Below are 18300 nucleotides of genomic sequence, written 5' to 3'. Positions count from 1 at the left end.
GGAAGGAGAATGATTGATAAGAATTCCCCAATCCCCATTTACTACCAGCTTGAAGAACAAATTAAGGAACGAATTGAAAAGGGCGAGTTACTTCCTGGTGATTCTTTGCCCGCCGAAAGAGAATATGCGGAAAAATATCAAATTAGCCGTATGACGGTCAGACAGGCTTTCACTCAACTGGTAAATGAAGGGTATTTACATCGTTTGCAAGGAAAGGGAACTTTCGTTGCAGAGCGAAAAATTGAACAACCACTTCAAGGATTAACTAGCTTTACAGAAGACATGAAAGCAAGAGGACTTACGCCGGGGAGTCAATTAATCCACTTTGAAATAATTCCCGCAACAAGTCAAATCGCCGGGCAGCTCTCTATTCCTGAGTATGGACCCGTGTATGAAATCAAACGAATTCGCTTAGCAGATGGTGTCCCAATGGCACTAGAAACAAATTATATTTCCGCCAATCTCGTCAAAGGACTAACAGAACAGATTGTGAATCAATCTCTATATGCATACATTGAAGGAAAGTTAAACTTAAGAATTGATAGTGCATCGCAGGTCATTGAATCATCAATTGCAAGTCCTATTGAAGCAAAATATTTAAGCATCGCTAAAGGGGCATCAGTAATGCTGATTCAAAGAAATACCTATCTTAAAGATGGAACCCCTGTTGAATTTGTAAAATCAGCTTATCGTGCTGACCGTTATAAATTTATGATTCAGATGAAACGGTAGTAAATTTGGAGGATATCACATGTTCGATGTTTATTTTAAAAATCTTAAGGATTTATTAGATACCATTGAAACGGAAGAAAATGAGAACATTAATATTGCCGCAAAAAAAATAGCTCAGTGCATTCAAGCGGATGGAATTGTCCATGTTTTTGGCTGCGGTCATTCCCATATGCTGGCTGAGGAACTCTTTTACCGAGCAGGAGGACTTGCCCCAATTAACCCAATCCTTATTGAGGATATAATGCTCCATAAAGGGGCTGTTCGTTCATCGCAATTCGAACAAAAAGCTGATTTTGCAGAGCAATTCTTAGGGAATTTATCCATTCAATCTGGAGATGTGGTTCTTGTTGCTTCAACCTCAGGCAGAAATCCGGTTCCTATTGATGTGGCGGACTTCGCTAAAAAACAGGGTGCTTTTGTCATAACGATTTCATCACTGCTATATACCAAAGGTGTAGATTCGAGGCACAAAAGTGGAAAGTTCCTTTCTCAAGCAGGGGACCTTGCGATTGATAACCATATTAAGGTCGGCGATGCACTCATGGAGCATGAATGGTTGGACGTTTCCTTTGGCTCCGGTTCAACAGTTGTTGGAACAGCGATTGTTAATGCCATTATGGTTGACGCCATTAATATTATGGTTGAAAATAACTTTACTCCGCCAATTTTTAAAAGTAGCAATGCTGATGGGGCTGTGGAGCACAATCGTCAGATCATTCTTAAATACAAAAGCAGAATCCCACTACTTGAAAAATAAATATTTTCTTATAAGCCATACGGATTTTATCTTTAAAGAAGCCAACAGATGCTTATTGCAGCTGTTGGTTTTTTACCATTCCCTAAGGTTAGTCAAGATCGGCTCGCTTCACTCACCATGTTTCCTTTATCTCAGTTAATGTGGCCGAGTCCGTACACAGTTAAACCGGAGGTTCTACTTTTTTTATATACGTTAATTTCCAGTCATACTTTCTCCTGAAAAAATAAAAAATAAAAAGGCAAGAGATTTTTTTGCAAAAGGAGGAAGTTCGATTGATAAAAAAACCTGTTGGTGTCCTACTAACAGCAGTTCTGACAATGGGACTAGCTGCTTGTAATAAAAATAATATTAATGACCGTACTACTGATAGGATAGGGATGGATACAAGTAAAAGAAACAACCAAATCATGGATGTTCGATACAATAATGGCATTGATCATAATGGACCGTTGACTGAGAATTATCGGAACAGGAACGTGGATGATCTAAATTTGTTTAATGATAATTATCGTGGAAATAGGAAAAAGGACGATATGATCTCAGCTTATCAAACAACGACGAACAGTGATCAATATCCGCATACAAGAGCGGTGTTAATGCAGGATGCAAAATACCAATTCATTACGATTGATCCACGACAAGGTAATTGGCTCCAGTCCGGAGCTACTCAACAAGTTCCACCATATTTTCAGCAGCAAACACCGACTGCAAAAGCACCGGTACAGCATACTGTGCCACAGCAAACGACGCCACAGCAAACGGCACCACAGCAGACGGTTCCTAACAAAACTCAGCCTTTGCCGCAGACAGCTCCTAAACAAACGGTGCCTGCCCCAAATCAACCGGCAAAGACACAAACTACTGCACCTGCCACTGGAACAGTTAGTCAATATGTACAACAAGTCATCAATCTAACGAATAGCGAGAGAAGTAAAAATGGCCTTCCTGCATTAAAAGCAGACACTCAGTTAAACAGTGTTGCTCAAAAGAAAGCGCTCGATATGCAGCAAAACCATTATTTTTCACATACAAGTCCTAGTTATGGCTCACCGTTTGACATGATGAGAGATTTTGGCGTGACCTATAAATCTGCAGGTGAAAATATTGCACAAGGACAGCGGACGCCGCAAGAAGTCGTTACTGCTTGGATGAACAGTGAAGGACACCGAAAAAATATTCTTAGCGCAAATTTTACACATATAGGGGTTGGCTTTGAAGATACAGGGAAACATTGGTCACAAATGTTTATTGGCAAATAAGTTCAGATGGATTTTTAATGAAATCTGCCAGAAATCAAAGAACCGACGGGATATTCCATTCTTCCGTCGGTTCTTTCCTATCGCACTTTTAATATGGACGTTATGGTTGGAAATTCAAATTGAATAATCGTTCCATACCCAACTTCACTTTCCACATCAATCATTCCATCCATCGCACGGACAATGCTATAAACTACCATCATTCCAAGACCAGTACCATTTTTCCCTTTTGTCGAATAAAAAGGCTCACCAAGTCGTTCGAGTTGTTCTCTCGTCATCCCTATTCCTGAATCCTTCACTGTAATGGTAATATAGTTCTGATTATATTCCGTGGAGATGGTTAAATACCCTCCACGCGGCATAGCTTCAATTGCATTTTTCATTACATTGATTAAACATTGATGAAAATTCTGAGGGTCTCCCTTTATAAAACCAATGATAGAAAAATCTGTTAATATCTCCACTGAATTTTGATTTGCTAATGGTTGGAGGAGTTTAATAATCTGTCTCAGTTCACTCTTTACATTAATCTCCTCTGACAACGATATAGAGGGTTTTACAAATGTTAAATAATCTTGAATAACCTTTTCAGCAGAATGCAGTTCTTCCTTTACAATAGAAAGGTATTCTTTTCTTTTTTGTCTGGAAAGATAATCATCTTCGAGCAGCTGAACAAATCCGATTGCTGCAGTGAGAGGGTTTCGAATCTCATGAGAAATTGCTGCTCCCATTTGTTCAACTGCTTTTAATTTTTCTGATTTAATCAGCTGCTGCCTCATTTTATTATTTCTTTTATATATTTCTATTAAATAGGAAATGATGCCAATTCCGAGTGCAGGGATTACTAAATAAGCTAACCAGGCATCCAGCCAGTAGGTGGGGGTATTGTATAACCTCATCCCTAAAACCGTAAGTATTCCAAGCGCCATTCCATTACAAACTGAAACTAGTATTCTCCGTATCGGAGCTTGTTGCCAAAACCAAGGGTATAACCGCCAAACGACCAGTGCGAATGAACCATAAAGAATGACTGTTTGGTAGAAGCCCAAATTGACTCCATAGAAGAATCTTATGATAATGGTTGCTAATACAAGCATCGGGCCAACCCCAAAATAGAAGCCGCCAATGACCAAAGGTATAATCTGTAAATCATACCTGGCATAAGAAATCGGATTATAGGAGAATTGAATGCAGATCCATATAATGACGAAAAAAATTATAACAATCGAGGTTTTAGGCAGAGTAAACATTTTATTCCTTTCGAAAAATATGAAACAAAAAAATAATAGAATGATTATTATGGAGAGATTTAAGAAAAGGTGTTGAGTAATTTCCATTATCTTCACCATCCTAATGGGGCTGTTATGGAAATTTTACATGTATTTTCCACAAAAAACAACAAAATTTGCATAATAGTTTGAAAAAAACGAAAAAGCGTGGAATAAATGAAAAAAAGGCCAGGAAGGGTTAACATGGACTAATCCTTCCTGGCCTTTATTGATTGATTGAGATAGAATTTCTACCTTTTGTTTTTGATAAATAAAGAGCTGAATCAGCCATTTTAATTAACTCCTGCGATTTAGAAGATGAAGTCGGAATCAAAGAGGCTAGTCCAATACTTAAGGTGACAAAATCAGCAATTTCCGAGCTGCTATGAGGAATCTTAAGTGACCCTATCGTCTCTTGAATCTGATGGGCAAGCTTAATTCCTTCCTCTATATTGGAAGCAGGCAGGATGATGGCAAATTCTTCGCCGCCATAACGGCAAAGTGTATATCCAAGGGCTTCTGTAATTATTTTTTTAATGGCTTGAGCAATCGATTGTAAGCAAAAGTCTCCTGTTAAGTGTCCGTATGTATCATTGAACTTTTTAAAGTAGTCAATATCGAACATCAGTAAGGTGATCGGTGAATTGGCTGAAAACGAGTTTAACCATTCTTTTGCCAGTGTTTCATCAAAATATCTTCTATTGGCGATGCCTGTTAAACCATCCATATAGGATAAACGATTTAGTAACTCATTGGCTTCTTGTAATTTTTGTTCTGTTAGTTTTCGATCGGTAATATTTCGCGAAACAATAATGACTTTTTTGCTTCCATCTTCTTGAAAATGAACACTCTTTAGTGTTGATTCAATCCAAACATAGTCCCCCAATTTTGAACAGTAGCGGTAAGTGGATTCAGCTACTCCTTTATGGAGTGCTCTTTCAAACATTTCATTCGTTCGCTCAATATCATCGGGATGAATAAAATATTCCATTTTTTTTCCGAGCAGTTCAGGGTATTCAAAATGAATGATCTCTTTTACTGCCGGTGAAATGTAAATATATTCAGTCCTTTCATTGTGCATGGTTATCATATCACTCGAATATTCAGCAATTAATCGAAACCGTTCTTCTGTTTCTTTTAATTTGATAACACTATGTTTCAATTGATTGTGTGCATCGTTTGAATCGACGACAAACACAAAAAAATGATAGGCGATAAAACCGCCAATTAATGAAATAAGATAATGGATAGTTAAAACATGTTTAAGGATTTCTTTATCGTCAATTATCATTATGAACATGATGGATATAATGAACAGTCCACAAAGATTCATTAAAAAAGCTTTTAAAGCACGATTAAAGTGCAGCAGTGAAATCCCACCACATGTGATTCCAATTAAAAGGGAACCAAGAGATGGAAGTAGAGATGTTTCACTAAAGCCTGAAAGGACAATCCTTCCTATCGCAATAAGGACAGCTGAAATCATTGCCGGGACATATCCGCCAAAAGCGGCTGCGATTACTATCGCCAAGTGGCGCAAATCGGCGATGCTCCTTGAGTCCACTTGAATGCTAAAAGACATTAAAATGTTTCCAAGAATTCCAAAACAAAGTCCCCAATATATTCTAGTTGATAAGGGGGATGAAAAGTGCAATGGTTTATTTTTAAATATCAATCCCAACATTGAGAAGGAAGCGATTAATAGTGTGGCATTTGAGACAAAATCTTTTACCATAATTATTCTCCTGGAATGAACTTGAGCAGCTATAGCAGTATAATATTTCCTATGAATTAAATCTCATACTTTCCAAGTATACAATAAATTTGATATATATGACAAAACACATTTTAATACATTTACATTAAGTGACTGAAATAGATGATGGGGAAAATTAAGTGGATGGTTTACCCAATTTAGCAATAAATAGAGTCAGCCAATGAGTGACTTCTCTCCTTATGTTAGGGCATAATAAAACGAATTCTTGGTGTTTACAAAGAAAAAAGCAAGAATATTACTTTCAGATTTTTCAATTATTCCGGTTTTTAGGTGTTAGGAGAAAAAATATACAATTCCTTTTTCATACCTTCAAGACGTAACCGTTGTTAGGTACTGGTTGGTAAGGTACACTACTTTGTAGAGACCTCAGAAGATACGAGGTTAAAGTAAGTCTTCCGAATGAATGAGGGAAGTTGTTATTGCAGCGACAGATGATTGGAAAAGCTACCTGTATGGAATTCCTGAGGTAATCTACTATGAATGAGCTTTTTCACTTACTAAACATGAAAAAAGAAAGAGGGAATGAAAAATGTCTAAACAACAAATTGGTGTAATAGGTTTGGCTGTTATGGGAAAAAACCTTGCACTAAATATTGAAAGCCGAGGCTATTCTGTAGCTGTCTTCAACCGTTCATATGATAAAACAGAAGCATTTTTAAAGAATGAAGCAGCGGGAAAAAACTTTGTTGGTGCCAAAGAGGTTGAAGAATTTGTGAATTCTTTAGAAAAGCCAAGAAAAATCTTATTAATGGTAAAAGCAGGCTCGGCAACAGATGCTACGATCGAATCATTAAAGCCTTATCTTGAAGAAGGTGATATTCTTATCGATGGTGGAAATACGTTCTTTCAAGATACGATTAGGCGGAATAAGGAATTAGAAACAGCTGGGTTCCATTTTATCGGGACTGGCGTATCTGGTGGGGAAGAGGGGGCTCTTAATGGTCCTTCAATCATGCCTGGAGGAAAAAGGGAAGCATACGATCTTGTTCACCCCATCCTCGAGGCGATATCTGCAAAAGTGAACGGTGATGCTTGTTGTACATATATCGGGCCAAATGGTGCAGGTCATTATGTAAAAATGGTTCATAACGGAATTGAATATGGTGATATGCAATTAATCTCAGAGGCATATTTTATCTTGAAAAATAGTCTTGGCTTAGGTGCAGAGGAACTTCATAAAGTATTCTCAGAATGGAATAAAGGTGAATTAGACAGCTATTTAATTGAAATTACCGCAGATATTTTTACAAAAACAGATGAAGAAACAGGAAAGCCACTGGTAGATGTGATTTTAGATACTGCTGGCCAAAAAGGGACTGGCAAGTGGACAAGCCAAAATGCTTTAGATTTAGGTGTACCACTTCCGCTCATCACAGAATCGGTATTTGCCCGCTTTATCTCAGCAATGAAGGATGAACGTGTGAAGGCCAGCAAGGTGCTGAAAGGGCCAGATATAAAGCCTTTTGGTGGGAATAAAGAAGAGTTAATTGAAGCAATCCGTAAAGCCTTGTATATGAGTAAAATTTGTTCCTACGCACAAGGGTTTGCGCAAATGCGTGCAGCATCAGAAGCGTACGATTGGAATCTTCATTATGGTGATATTGCGATGATTTTCCGCGGCGGATGTATCATTCGTGCACAGTTCCTACAAAAAATTAAAGATGCCTATGATCGTGATCCTGAATTAGCCAACCTTTTATTAGACCCTTACTTTCAAGAAATTGTTGAAAGCTATCAAAGTGCATTACGTCAGGTTCTGGCTGTAGCAATAGAACGTGGAATTCCAGTACCTTCATTTGCAAGTGCCATCGCTTACTATGACAGCTATCGTGCGGAAACACTCCCGGCAAATCTTCTACAGGCACAGCGCGATTATTTTGGTGCCCATACTTATCAACGAACTGATAAGGAAGGAGTCTTCCATACAAACTGGATGGAATAAAGTGAAACCTAAAACAAAGACAGCCCAACCTATTTAATGCATGGGGTGCCCCTATTTTGGTCTAAATTGTTAAAGAATAAAATAATTTAGATTGCAAAAAGTTGCTGCTAGAATTCTCTAAGCAGCAACTTTTATATTTGTATAGGAAATTATAAAATAATTTAGTGTTGATAACTTGAAATAGTTATCTGAATCCAGCTCCAGCGCCCAGCGGCTAGTGGACTTCGCTCTTTTCCCTACGATAAGTCAACATCGAATCGCTATGCTCTCCGTGTTTCCTTTATCTCAGTCAAAGCGCTCCAGTCCATACGCCGCTAAACGGGCGCTTCCGCCTTTTGTTCTTTAGACCCATATTAGTTCTTTTACTAATTGTTGCCTAAATAATTGGATGATAAATTCATTATAATAGTCTTTTCTAACGATTACTTGATATCTGTTATTAGGATGGATGTAATAATGGATATCTGTTAAGACCCTATTTTCTTCAAAAAATTCTCGAACTTTTACGATTTTTTCCTTTAGTTTACTATCATGCAAGGTAATCAAGAATTCGATATCATCCCCGTTAACGAATTCTTTCAGTTCGAGAAGATTTTCATCATATTTATATTCTACGTTCATTATTCTCCTCCTAAACTAAATATCTTAAGTAGATATAGACTGTACAGATTATGATCGATAGGATCATTAATGGAAAGGCGACTAATAAGAATTTTCCGAAAGTGATCGAATGCCCTTCCTTCGCTGCAAGCCCAGCAACAATTACATTGGCACTAGCACCAATTAATGTTCCGTTACCGCCAAGGCAAGCACCGAGTGATAAACTCCACCACAGCGGTTCTAAATTGTTAATTCCAAGTTCTCCCATGTCTTTAATCATTGGGATCATGGTTGCCACAAATGGAATATTGTCAATAAATGCAGATGCAATCGCACTTACCCATAGAATTAAGATCGAGGTAGATGTTACATCTCCTCCGGTAAGGTGAACAGAGTAATCTGCTAACAATGAAATGACCCCTGTTTCAATCAAGCCTGAGACGAGAACGAATAGTCCGATAAAGAAGAAGATGGTGGTCCATTCTACCTTTAAAAAAGCTTTATCCAAATATTTTTCTCCTGTTAATAGAAGTAACAGAAAAGCACCTGTTAACGCTACTGTTGCTGACTCAATATGAAGCAATTGATGCAGGAAGAAGCCTAAAATAGTGACTGTAAGAGCAATTAACGACTTCATTAATAGGGTCTTGTCAGTAATTTCCTCTTTTTCGTCTAAATCCATGAGATTTGCCTTTAATTCGGAAGATGTTCGAAGCTGTTTCCGATAAATGAAAGCTAATATTGCGATATTAACAAATAGAATAAAAAATGAAATGGCTGTAAGATTGTTGATAAACGCCATAAAGGTAAGCTCTTTCACGGCGCTGCCTAGCATAATATTCGGCGGGTCACCGATGAGTGTAGAAGTTCCGCCAATATTTGAAGCAATAACCTCTGTAATTAAAAAAGGGATAGGATTTACTCTTAACTGTCTTGTGATACTGAAGGTTACAGGAACCATTAACAGGACTGTGGTGACATTATCTAAAAATGCCGAACCAAGGGCAGTAATAATCGCCAGAACCACCAATATTTTTAATGGATCGCCTTTTACTTTCTTTGCAGCCCAGATGGCAATGTATTTGAACAAACCTGTCTCGGCGGTTATCGCAACAATAATCATCATTCCTGTCAACAATCCGAGAGTATTAAAATCAATATGATGGAGTGCCTCTTCTTGACCGACAATCCCTAATAAAACCATCATGATTCCGCCGGCCATCGCAATGATGGTGCGGTGGATCTTTTCTGTAACGATAAAAGCATAAGTAATAAGAAATACACCTATTGCAATGATAGCTTGTGTTGACATTTACCGACCTCTTCTCCCAAATATTTATCCCGCATTAACGGGCAGTAAGACCCCCACTTAAAAAGTCTTTAAAGGAACGAATAAGGATTAGTGGGGGATTAACTGCCCGAAAAAGCCCGATTGGTTCAACTAACAATCAGTGGGGATCGAAAAATCCCCCCACAGATCGAAGTTTCACCTTATATGGTGATTTAAAAAAATTACAAAAGGAGTCCGTATTGACAGACTCCACCATAATTCACCATATTTATTATCTACTTTATTTTATAAAAGGATTCTTGAGATGTAAAGCAAAAGAGTTTCAGAAAATTCCGTCGAAGTTTTCTCGATTAAAGCCCTATTTTTCTGATAAAATCAACTGTTTCTTCATGCTCTGGTTTCACTAATTTAAATAAACGTTTATCTTTTTTTACAAGGGGTTTACCGTTTTCATCGGCAATAGATCTTGTCAAAGATGTTCCCTTTACAACCTTCCACTTTCCTGCCGTATATTCAATCTGGAGATCAATAATTCCGAGACGATTCCCAAAGGCACCTGCCATGACAACAGGTTTTCCATTGATTTCTCCTGTATCTATATTTGTATTAGGCAGTTTTTCATAAACAGGTCCAGGAAAAACACTGTGTGAATGCCCAGCCAGTATGGCATCAATGCCCGGGATTTGAGTTAAATAATAGACAGCATTTTCGGTGTCGGGGTTATAGGGTTCATTGCTGATGCCTGTGTGGGCAAGGGCAATGATGATATCGGCTCCTTCAGCTTTCATGGCCGGTACAAATTCTTTCGCCGCATCGACGATTGGTTTAGCAAAGACCTTCCCTTCAAGATTGGCCCGGTCCCAGCTCATTATTTGTGTAGGCATGAAGCCTATTACGCCAACCTTTAGTTCATGATGGGCGCCACTTAGGTCAACTACGTTTCTTTTCAAAATGACATAGGGCATAAAGTATGGTTTATTTTTTTTTACAGAATAAACATTGGCATTAATTACAGGCATGTTCGCACCCTTCAAAGCAACATTTAAGAATTTTAGCCCGTAGTTAAATTCGTGATTACCGATGGCGATGGCATCATAGGCTAAATAATTAAAAGCACGATAAACCGGATGAACTTTTCCTTTATGCATTCCTCGAATTCTTGCTAAATACTCTCCGAGAGGATTCCCTTTTAAATGGTCACCGACATCAAATAATAAGGAATTCTTAGTTTCCTTCCTTGCTTGATGGATCAGTGTGGCTGTTTTGACTAGGCCAACCCGATGATCTGTCTGTGTCTGATAATAATCGTAATTAACTAAATCCGCATGCAGGTCTGTCGTTTCGAGAATTCGTAAATCAACTATTCCTTGAGTCTTCTCTTCGGCATTTGAAAAAGAAGGGAACAAATGCCAATAAAGAATAAGTGTAACTAGTAAGAAAAAAATCCTTTTTCTTGGCACTAAGCTAACCTCCTAGATGATCTATCTTGTAAGGTAATAGTAGTATTCGTTTATTAAATAAGAAGTATGTGATCGAAGCTGTTTTAGTGGATAAGTCTGCTTTCTTGTGTTTTCCTTTTTAGACCGCCGCCATATTTTTCAATGGGTCCCTTAAAGACGAGGCCAAATAGTAAGGTGATGAAGGCAATAAAAAGAAAAACAGTCAGGTCTCTTTTGGCAACATCCCATTGAATTCCTCCGGTCGCTTCTCTCATGAGACTAATGGCATAGGTAAACGGTAGATAGGGATTGAGCTTTTGAAAAAAGGCGGGCATCACTTGGATTGGAAAGGTTCCTCCTGCCCCGGAGATTTGCAAAACAAGGAAAACAATTGCCAGACCCTTACCGACATTGCCAAAAATCGAAACTAACGTATAGGTAATTAACATAAATAAAGCACTAATGAGCAATGCGAATAGGATAAACCATAGTTTTGCAGCAACATATGTCTTTAGCAGATAGATATCACCTAATGTGACGATAATAGATTGACCTAAGGAAATCGTCAAAAAGATTAAAAATCTTCCTAAATAAAGATGATTCGGATGATAGTTTTTTGGCAATTCCTTTAATTCTACAGAAATTAAGGAAATTAACAGCATTGCGCCGACCCATAATGCTAATGTAGTAAAAAAGGGCGACATGGCGGAGCCGTAATTAGGAATTGGAAAAAGTCGTTTTTCTTTGACAAGGACGGGCTCAGCAAAAAAATCACTTTCTTTTTGTACATCGTTTCGTAACAAATCAATAATCCCACGAATATCTTCTGATTTTTCAAATTCGTGAATTTGGTTGGCAATGGCGCTGATCTTTTGTTTTAAGGTAGGGAAGTCCTTTTTTATCAAGGCGATGTCTCTTTGCCCAATCGTGATTCCTTTCGAGGCATCGTTCAGAATTTTCTTTACTTGTGGCAGCGTCTCATCTGCTTTGGTAAACACTTCGTTAGCTTTTGTTGGTATTTTTTTCACTGTATCGCTTAATTGTTGAATTTTCGGAGCAATTTGTCCATCGAACCTATTTAAAATTTGCCCAAGGGAAGTGGTAATGTCTCTTGATATTTGATTGGAACTTTCCAATAATGCCTGTGATGGTGTTTCTAGTGCGAGAATTGTTTTTAAATTATTCAATAGCTTTTCAGCAGAGTTCTTTTGTTGGTTTAATGTTGCCAGCTCCTCAGTCAAGAGGGCACTGTTTCCTAAGCCATTTAGTTTTTCAAATAGATTGATAAAAAGAGTTTCTATCTTTATCAAGGTATTTAAACGGAAGATTGCATCGTCGAGAGCCTTTTTTTTATCTTCGGCACTTGCTGTTGTTGATAATAGAACTCCGGTAATTTGCTCGACAGCTCCTGCTGTTTGCTCTAGATAGATTAAATTTTGTTTAACGGTGGGAGCAAGGTTTGAAATTGCATCTTTGTTGCTATCAAGAAACATTGTGATTTTTTCGGAAAGTTCGCGGCTTCGATTAATAATGCCTTCCACTTCCGAAATATTGTTTTGTAAATCGGCGATGATTTTTTGAGCTTGGACAGCATCCGTGTTTGCGGTATTAATAATAGTTTCAGCTTCAGTTAGGTGGTCATTCAGCCAAAAAATCATTGCTTTCAGCTTTTCAATATCTGGTAGGTTTCTTTGGAGCTCGATTCCTAGCTGATTAAAAATATCAAAAATAACCCCATTTGCTGTTTTAATGAAATTCTTGCTTATTTCATCTTTTATTCCTGTTGCTCCTGTTGCGGTTATTTTCGGAGCAATTGCATTTATTTTTTCATTCACTACATAAATAAGCTCTGGCTTTTCGGGGTTATCACTGAGTATTGTCGCGATTTTTTCTGAGAAATCTTTGGGTACGGTTATGCTTGCAAAATATTTACCTCGCTCTACTCCTTGGGTCGCTTCAATCGTTTCGACAAATCTCCAGCCAAGCGATTTATTGTCTTTTAGTGACTTCATAATTTCTCTTCCGATATTAACATTTTTTCCTTTTATGACTGTACCGACATCATCATTGGAAACGGCGATTTGAATTCCCTTTGTATTTCCGTATGGATCCCAAGAGGCTTTGATATTAAACCAAGCGTAAAGAGATGGGAGCACCATTAATGCAATAATTATCACCATTGCAGCCCAGTTCGTTGTAATGCTCAGTAGATCATCCCGATAAATTTGTAAAACCTTCCTCATATGTATAACCACCTAATAATTCTTGATTTATGACATTATTATCTGCCTGATTTTGTACTTGATACTTGATAGATTTAAGTTCTATGGAACTTCTTTTTTCGCTTTTTGAATTATTACAATCCAGTGAAGTGTGACTTTGGTCAAAGCGCTATTATTTTAGATATTTTATAATCGGATAAAGGGATATTCGTAATTTTTCAGAAGTTTCCATTGGAAACGCTTACATATAACAATGGAAGGAGCGACAAAGGCAGTTGAATTCATTAAGTAAAATTACGATTTTGTCTGGCCACTTTGGAAGTGGGAAAACAGAGATTGCGATAAATTTAGCATTAGCAGAAAGAAAGAAATTCGAAAAAACAGCGATAAATGATTTAGATATTATAAATCCTTATTATCGCTCAAGAGATGTAGCCAATATCTTTCAACAACATGATGTTGAATTACTTGCTCCGAAGAATCGGCTTGCTGCTGCCGATCTTCCCATCGTATCCGGTGAAATTTATCGTGTGCTGCACGATCCTAGGTACCGGTTAATCGTCGATGCTGGTGGCGATAAAGACGGGGCAACTGCTTTGGGACAATATTATCACGAATGGAAGGATTTAAACCCGGAATTACTGTTTGTCCTAAATGGGAATCGCCCGTATGTCAGTTCAGTTGATGGGGCCCGATATACGGTTGAACAGATTGAAAAGGCCTCTCGCTTAAAGATAACGGGAATTATTAATAATTCAAATATAGGCGCTGATACAACGATGAATGATATTCAAAGAGGCTATCAGTTAAGCAGTCGTTTAGCTGATGAGCTGGATATTCCCTTTTTATACACAACAATATCGGCACATTTAAAAAAAGAAGCCGAAGACTTTGCGAAAAATAATCAAGTCGTATTTATCAAACGGTATATGAAATTACCTTGGGAAAGTTAAAGGAGTTGCTTCCACATGGAGAAAAAAGTCGTTTTTAATGAGGACACTTGTAAATCCTGCGGACTTTGTGTTCAAGTATGTCCGACAAATGTTATTTTTCTGGCAGATTATTTAAACGGAAAAGGGTACCGACCGGCATCCGTTGTTGATCAGGAAAACTGTATTAGCTGTGCCAAGTGTGCACAAATATGCCCAGATGCTGTAATCGCTGTCTATCGACCGGTTAAAATCTTGCAAACTGTGTGATTGGAAGGGAGTTTTTTGTATGGGGAAAGTGTTAATGAAAGGAAATGAAGTGATTGCAGAGGCGGCGGTACATGCAGGCTGTAAATACTTTTTCGGCTATCCAATTACGCCGCAAAGTGAGCTTGTAGCCTATATGGCAAGAAGGCTGCCAGAAGTAGGTGGATTGTTTTTGCAAGCTGAGAGTGAAATTGCCGCAATAAATATGGTCTATGGTGCAGCGAGTACCGGTGTCAGGGTCATGACCTCTTCTTCAAGCCCAGGCTTTAGTTTAAAGCAGGAGGGAATTTCCTATTTAGTCGGTTCTGAGCTTCCTGCTGTTATTTGTAATATCGTACGCGGCGGGCCAGGATTAGGAAATATTCAACCGGCACAATCAGATTATTTTCAAGTAACAAAGGGCGGAGGCCACGGGGATTACAATATCCCTGTTTTAGCGCCAGCCAGCCTACAGGAAATCGTTGAATTGACCCAGGATGCTTTTGATATTGCCGACCGTTATCGGACACCGGTGATTTTGATGGGCGATGGTATGCTTGGGCAAATGATGGAGCCTGTTGAGTTTAGCGAACGTTCTGATACGGAGCAGTGTAAGAAGGAATGGGCGACAACAGGCACACGCGGTGATGGGGGTCCGAAAATTATTACTTCTCTTGAACTTGATGCCGAGAGTCTTGAGTTGAGAAATAGGAATCTTCAGCAAAAATTCGCTCGTATAAAGGAAAATGAAGTGCGCTATGAAACCTATCATATTGACGATGCAGAATATATTATGGTTGCCTTCGGAACGACAGCAAGGATTACAATGAATGCCATAAACAAGGCAAGGCAAGATGGAGTCAAGGTTGGCTTAATTAGGCCAATTTCACTTTGGCCTTTCCCTGAAAAGCCGTTTATTGAAACAAGGGAACACGTAAAAGCATATGTTTCTGTTGAAATGAGTGCCGGTCAAATGATTGAAGATGTTAGACTTGCTGTAAGTGGCCATGCTCCAGTGGATTTCTATGGTCGAACCGGTGGTGTTGTCCCTACCCAAGAAGAAATTTACGATAAGATTATCACCGTTTCCGGAGGTGTAACTATATGACGATGAAGACAGTTTTTAAAAAAACAACCGGATTGACTGACAAGCCTACACACTACTGCCCTGGCTGTACCCATGGAGTTATTCACCGCCTCGTTGGTGAAGTGTTAGAAGAAATGGATATTTTAGAGGATACTGTTGGAGTAGCCTCTGTGGGCTGTTCAGTATTATCGTATGAATATTTTAATTGTGACATGACGCAGGCAGCACATGGAAGAGCACCTGCAGTGGCGACAGGGGTGAAACGGGTTCTGCCAAATCGCTTTGTTTTTACTTATCAAGGCGATGGAGACCTGGCTTCCATTGGAATTAGTGAAGTGATTCACGCTGCGGCTAGAGGTGAAAATATTACAGTTATTTTCGTCAATAATACCATTTATGGAATGACCGGCGGACAAATGGCACCGACAACGTTAATTGGTCAAAAAACGGCAACAACCCCTTTCGGGCGTGATATAAGCATTCAAGGTTTGCCGATTAAAGTCTGTGAAATGATGGCAACACTGGATGGAGCCGCCTATATTGAACGGGTTTCGACACATGATGTACCACATATTCAGAAGACAAAGAAGGCTATCAGAAAAGCATTTGAAACGCAGAAAAAGGGTTTAGGCTTTTCAATGGTCGAGATATTATCCACCTGCCCGACAAACTGGGGACTTGATCCAGCTGAATCGCTGGAGTGGGTGAAGGATAATATGGTGCCAGTGTATCCTCTTGGTGTTTACAAAAACAAAGAGGGAGGGAAATAATCGATGTTAGAAGAGATTATCATTGCTGGTTTTGGTGGACAGGGAGTCATGTCGATGGGGCAACTCATTGCCTACGCAGGGATGCTTGAGGGGAAAGGTGTTTCCTGGCTGCCATCCTATGGACCTGAACAACGTGGTGGAACAGCGAATTGCGCTGTTGTGGTGAGTGATGCACCAGTCGGGTCACCACTTGTAACAAGACCATCAACTGCCATTGTTTTAAATAATCCCTCCTTTGACAAGTTCGAACCGCGTGTCCGTCCTGGAGGGATGTTAATTGTTAACTCATCCTTAGTAGTAAGGGCTTCTGAGCGAAAGGATATTAAGATTATTGATATAGCGGCAACTGACATGGCCAATGATCTTGGGAATTCTCGAATTGCGAATATGATTTTATTGGGTGCATTTCTTGAGCTAACGAAAATTGTTACAGCTGATTCAATTGTTGAATCGTTAAAGAAAGTTCTTTCAGCAAATAAGCATCATTTGATTGAGGTGAACAAACAAGCATTGCAAAAAGGGGCATCGCTTGTCGGTGTAGAAATATCCTAATAGAAAAGTCAGCCGGTTTTACCGGCTCAGATTGTCGAGAAAGGGTATATTTCTCGACAATTTTTTAATAATGGATTGGCCCTGCTAACTGGCCTGTTAATTTCCGCTCCGGGCACTCGCTTTCCGCGGGGAGGTCCGGGAGCCTCCTCGGCTCCTTTGGAGCCTGCGGGGTCTCCCGTGACCTCTCTATCCCGCAGGAGTCGAATGCCCTCCGCTCCAATCAACAGGGTGGTAAATCAACCTAAAGAATTGCCACACACTTTTTCTAACCTGGCTAAGTGTGTCGCAATCTTTTTTATATTTTGGCAGGTGCTGTAAGGAGAGCCTGTTCACTTGCATTCTTTAATCCCCGTAACCGGCAGTAGCGAAGCCAATGCAGCTCTTTTTGAGTCTGCGAAGCTTCGCTCAATTTTTCCTTTCTAAATTTATAAAGCAATTTTCCCGATTTAGATAAGCGATTTAACCTTACCTTTTCCTTGTGCTCCTCCCATACATGTCGTGTTACAACTTTTACCATATTTTTTGAACGTGTACATTGGGATAGTAGTGGTCAGTTCTCACACTTCTTCGAATCAGACTTGTATTCTCTATAACCTTCACTGGGAAGATTCTCTAGGTTTAAACATAGATTTCACCACATATTTTTTTTTTTTGGTTGTGTGTGGACATTATTGAATTTGCACCTGTTGATTGGAGCGGAAGGCGCGAAGACTCCTGCGGGAGTACGGGGCAGGGGAGACCCCACAGGCGCATTAAGCGCCGAGGAGGCTCCCCGGCACGCCCGCGGAAAGCGAAGTGCCTGGAGCGCAAATCAACAGACATGTTGCATTAATAACACTATAACAAATTAACGCGGTGAAATGTTAAAGTGACATAAAAAAATAAAGGCTGTCGAAGGTTTTTCAGCAGCCTGAGCCGGTTTTACCGGCTGGCTTTTCTTTGGAAATGTAATTTCATTGATTTAATTTACGACATATATAGATAAAGTGATGAGGCTCACTTAATTGAAAATGATTATCAATTATTATTGAAGAGAAGGATAAACAAGGAGGAAGATATTATGGAAAAGAATTCAATTAAAGCCTTTTTGGAATATAGTGAAGAGAGATTCACAAAAAGGATTATTTATAAAAAAGGTGAAACGACAGCATTTGTATTGAACTTCTTACCAGGACAGGAACTTCCCACCCACAAACATCCGGGGACAGAGGTTTATCTTTATGTCGTGTCTGGCAGTGGCACTATTATTATTAATGGTACTGATACAGAAGCATCGGAAGCGGATTTAATTCATGTGAACCGTGATGATGAAATGGCGTTTAAAAATAGCGGGAGCGAACCTGTCAGCCTATATGTGGTGTTAAGCAAAATTCCAAGTGAACAATATGCAAAAAATATATAAACAAGAAAAGCGAAAACAGCCAGCTGA

General features: G+C 39.0%; 16 protein-coding genes and 1 pseudogene. 10 read left to right on the top strand and 7 right to left on the bottom strand.

Features of this window, described 5'->3' with window-relative positions; genetic code table 11:
* Nucleotides 1-9 precede the first annotated feature (9 nt).
* From M5A78_RS04025 to M5A78_RS04015, 3 genes are all read left to right on the top strand, one after another.
* Nucleotides 10-732, top strand: coding sequence for a GntR family transcriptional regulator (locus M5A78_RS04025; RefSeq protein WP_248733997.1), 723 nt, complete (start codon nt 10-12; stop codon nt 730-732).
* Between the two features lie 19 nt (nt 733-751).
* Nucleotides 752-1489: an SIS domain-containing protein gene (locus M5A78_RS04020; protein WP_248733996.1), complete on the top strand. Its 738-nt coding sequence runs from the start codon at nt 752-754 to the stop codon at nt 1487-1489.
* 272 nt (nt 1490-1761) lie between these two features.
* Complete coding sequence (locus M5A78_RS04015) at nt 1762-2748, top strand: CAP domain-containing protein (protein ID WP_319942253.1); 987 nt, start codon at nt 1762-1764, stop codon at nt 2746-2748.
* Nucleotides 2749-2825: 77 nt separating this feature from the next.
* Here M5A78_RS04015 and M5A78_RS04010 read toward each other — a convergent pair whose 3' ends face one another.
* Both M5A78_RS04010 and M5A78_RS04005 read right to left on the bottom strand, forming a co-directional pair.
* Nucleotides 2826-3845: a HAMP domain-containing sensor histidine kinase gene (locus M5A78_RS04010; protein WP_319942252.1), complete on the bottom strand. Its 1020-nt coding sequence runs from the start codon at nt 3843-3845 to the stop codon at nt 2826-2828.
* 397 nt (nt 3846-4242) lie between these two features.
* Entirely contained in the window at nt 4243-5751 is a 1509-nt protein-coding gene (locus M5A78_RS04005) for a diguanylate cyclase domain-containing protein (RefSeq protein WP_248733994.1), read from the bottom strand.
* Nucleotides 5752-6322: 571 nt separating this feature from the next.
* Between M5A78_RS04005 and gndA the strand changes: the two genes are divergently transcribed.
* Nucleotides 6323-7735 carry an NADP-dependent phosphogluconate dehydrogenase gene (gene gndA, locus M5A78_RS04000; RefSeq protein WP_248733993.1) on the top strand — a complete coding sequence of 471 codons (1413 nt, stop codon included), beginning with the start codon at nt 6323-6325 and terminating at the stop codon, nt 7733-7735.
* A gap of 342 nt (nt 7736-8077) precedes the next feature.
* Here gndA and M5A78_RS03995 read toward each other — a convergent pair whose 3' ends face one another.
* From M5A78_RS03995 to M5A78_RS03980, 4 genes are all read right to left on the bottom strand, one after another.
* A complete protein-coding gene (locus M5A78_RS03995) occupies nt 8078-8356 on the bottom strand; it encodes a hypothetical protein (protein WP_248733992.1) in 279 nt (92 codons plus the stop codon).
* A gap of 10 nt (nt 8357-8366) precedes the next feature.
* A complete protein-coding gene (locus M5A78_RS03990) occupies nt 8367-9647 on the bottom strand; it encodes an ArsB/NhaD family transporter (RefSeq protein WP_248733991.1) in 1281 nt (426 codons plus the stop codon).
* A 329-nt stretch (nt 9648-9976) separates the two neighbouring features.
* Nucleotides 9977-11086, bottom strand: a complete 1110-nt coding sequence (locus M5A78_RS03985) for a metallophosphoesterase (protein ID WP_248733990.1) — start codon at nt 11084-11086, stop codon at nt 9977-9979.
* 83 nt (nt 11087-11169) lie between these two features.
* Complete coding sequence (locus M5A78_RS03980; protein ID WP_248733989.1) at nt 11170-13308, bottom strand: YhgE/Pip domain-containing protein; 2139 nt, start codon at nt 13306-13308, stop codon at nt 11170-11172.
* 254 nt (nt 13309-13562) lie between these two features.
* Here M5A78_RS03980 and M5A78_RS03975 point away from each other — a divergent pair, with 254 nt between their 5' ends.
* From M5A78_RS03975 to M5A78_RS03955, 5 genes are read left to right on the top strand one after another with little or no spacing between them, the layout of a single operon-like run.
* Nucleotides 13563-14240 carry a hypothetical protein gene (locus tag M5A78_RS03975; RefSeq protein ID WP_248733988.1) on the top strand — a complete coding sequence of 226 codons (678 nt, stop codon included), beginning with the start codon at nt 13563-13565 and terminating at the stop codon, nt 14238-14240.
* A 15-nt stretch (nt 14241-14255) separates the two neighbouring features.
* Nucleotides 14256-14486: a 4Fe-4S dicluster domain-containing protein gene (locus M5A78_RS03970; RefSeq protein WP_248733987.1), complete on the top strand. Its 231-nt coding sequence runs from the start codon at nt 14256-14258 to the stop codon at nt 14484-14486.
* Nucleotides 14487-14505: 19 nt separating this feature from the next.
* Complete coding sequence (locus M5A78_RS03965; RefSeq protein WP_248733986.1) at nt 14506-15570, top strand: 3-methyl-2-oxobutanoate dehydrogenase subunit VorB; 1065 nt, start codon at nt 14506-14508, stop codon at nt 15568-15570.
* Nucleotides 15567-16319 (top strand): thiamine pyrophosphate-dependent enzyme, encoded by a 753-nt coding sequence (locus tag M5A78_RS03960; RefSeq protein ID WP_248733985.1) that lies wholly within the window; start codon nt 15567-15569, stop codon nt 16317-16319. Before M5A78_RS03965 ends, M5A78_RS03960 begins: the two co-directional genes overlap by 4 nt.
* Nucleotides 16320-16322: 3 nt before the next feature.
* Entirely contained in the window at nt 16323-16871 is a 549-nt protein-coding gene (locus M5A78_RS03955) for a 2-oxoacid:acceptor oxidoreductase family protein (RefSeq protein WP_248733984.1), read from the top strand.
* Nucleotides 16872-17107: 236 nt separating this feature from the next.
* Here M5A78_RS03955 and M5A78_RS03950 read toward each other — a convergent pair.
* A pseudogene (locus tag M5A78_RS03950) lies at nt 17108-17469 on the bottom strand (transposase); the annotation flags it as partial.
* Between the two features lie 462 nt (nt 17470-17931).
* Here M5A78_RS03950 and M5A78_RS03945 point away from each other — a divergent pair.
* Nucleotides 17932-18273: a cupin domain-containing protein gene (locus M5A78_RS03945; protein ID WP_248733983.1), complete on the top strand. Its 342-nt coding sequence runs from the start codon at nt 17932-17934 to the stop codon at nt 18271-18273.
* Nucleotides 18274-18300: the final 27 nt, after the last annotated feature.

It is taken from the genome of Neobacillus rhizosphaerae, assembly GCF_937468385.1.
Classification (GTDB): Bacteria; Bacillota; Bacilli; order Bacillales; family Cytobacillaceae; genus Neobacillus; species Neobacillus rhizosphaerae.
The sequence above is the reverse complement of the archived record's forward strand: the minus strand, read 5'-3'. Positions and strand labels throughout refer to the sequence as shown.

What these genes read in the sequence shown, in the direction of transcription:
- M5A78_RS04020 (WP_248733996.1), top strand. Translation starts at nt 752, where the DNA reads ATGTTCGATGTTTATTTTAAAAATCTTAAGGATTTATTAGATACCATT.
- M5A78_RS03995 (WP_248733992.1), bottom strand. Translation starts at nt 8,356, where the DNA reads ATGAACGTAGAATATAAATATGATGAAAATCTTCTCGAACTGAAAGAA.
- M5A78_RS03960 (WP_248733985.1), top strand. Translation starts at nt 15,567, where the DNA reads ATGACGATGAAGACAGTTTTTAAAAAAACAACCGGATTGACTGACAAG.
- M5A78_RS03955 (WP_248733984.1), top strand. Translation starts at nt 16,323, where the DNA reads ATGTTAGAAGAGATTATCATTGCTGGTTTTGGTGGACAGGGAGTCATG.
- M5A78_RS04005 (WP_248733994.1), bottom strand. Translation starts at nt 5,751, where the DNA reads ATGGTAAAAGATTTTGTCTCAAATGCCACACTATTAATCGCTTCCTTC.
- M5A78_RS03965 (WP_248733986.1), top strand. Translation starts at nt 14,506, where the DNA reads ATGGGGAAAGTGTTAATGAAAGGAAATGAAGTGATTGCAGAGGCGGCG.
- gndA (WP_248733993.1), top strand. Translation starts at nt 6,323, where the DNA reads ATGTCTAAACAACAAATTGGTGTAATAGGTTTGGCTGTTATGGGAAAA.
- M5A78_RS03970 (WP_248733987.1), top strand. Translation starts at nt 14,256, where the DNA reads ATGGAGAAAAAAGTCGTTTTTAATGAGGACACTTGTAAATCCTGCGGA.
- M5A78_RS03980 (WP_248733989.1), bottom strand. Translation starts at nt 13,308, where the DNA reads ATGAGGAAGGTTTTACAAATTTATCGGGATGATCTACTGAGCATTACA.
- M5A78_RS03990 (WP_248733991.1), bottom strand. Translation starts at nt 9,647, where the DNA reads ATGTCAACACAAGCTATCATTGCAATAGGTGTATTTCTTATTACTTAT.
- M5A78_RS04025 (WP_248733997.1), top strand. Translation starts at nt 10, where the DNA reads ATGATTGATAAGAATTCCCCAATCCCCATTTACTACCAGCTTGAAGAA.
- M5A78_RS04010 (WP_319942252.1), bottom strand. Translation starts at nt 3,845, where the DNA reads ATGCTTGTATTAGCAACCATTATCATAAGATTCTTCTATGGAGTCAAT.
- M5A78_RS03945 (WP_248733983.1), top strand. Translation starts at nt 17,932, where the DNA reads ATGGAAAAGAATTCAATTAAAGCCTTTTTGGAATATAGTGAAGAGAGA.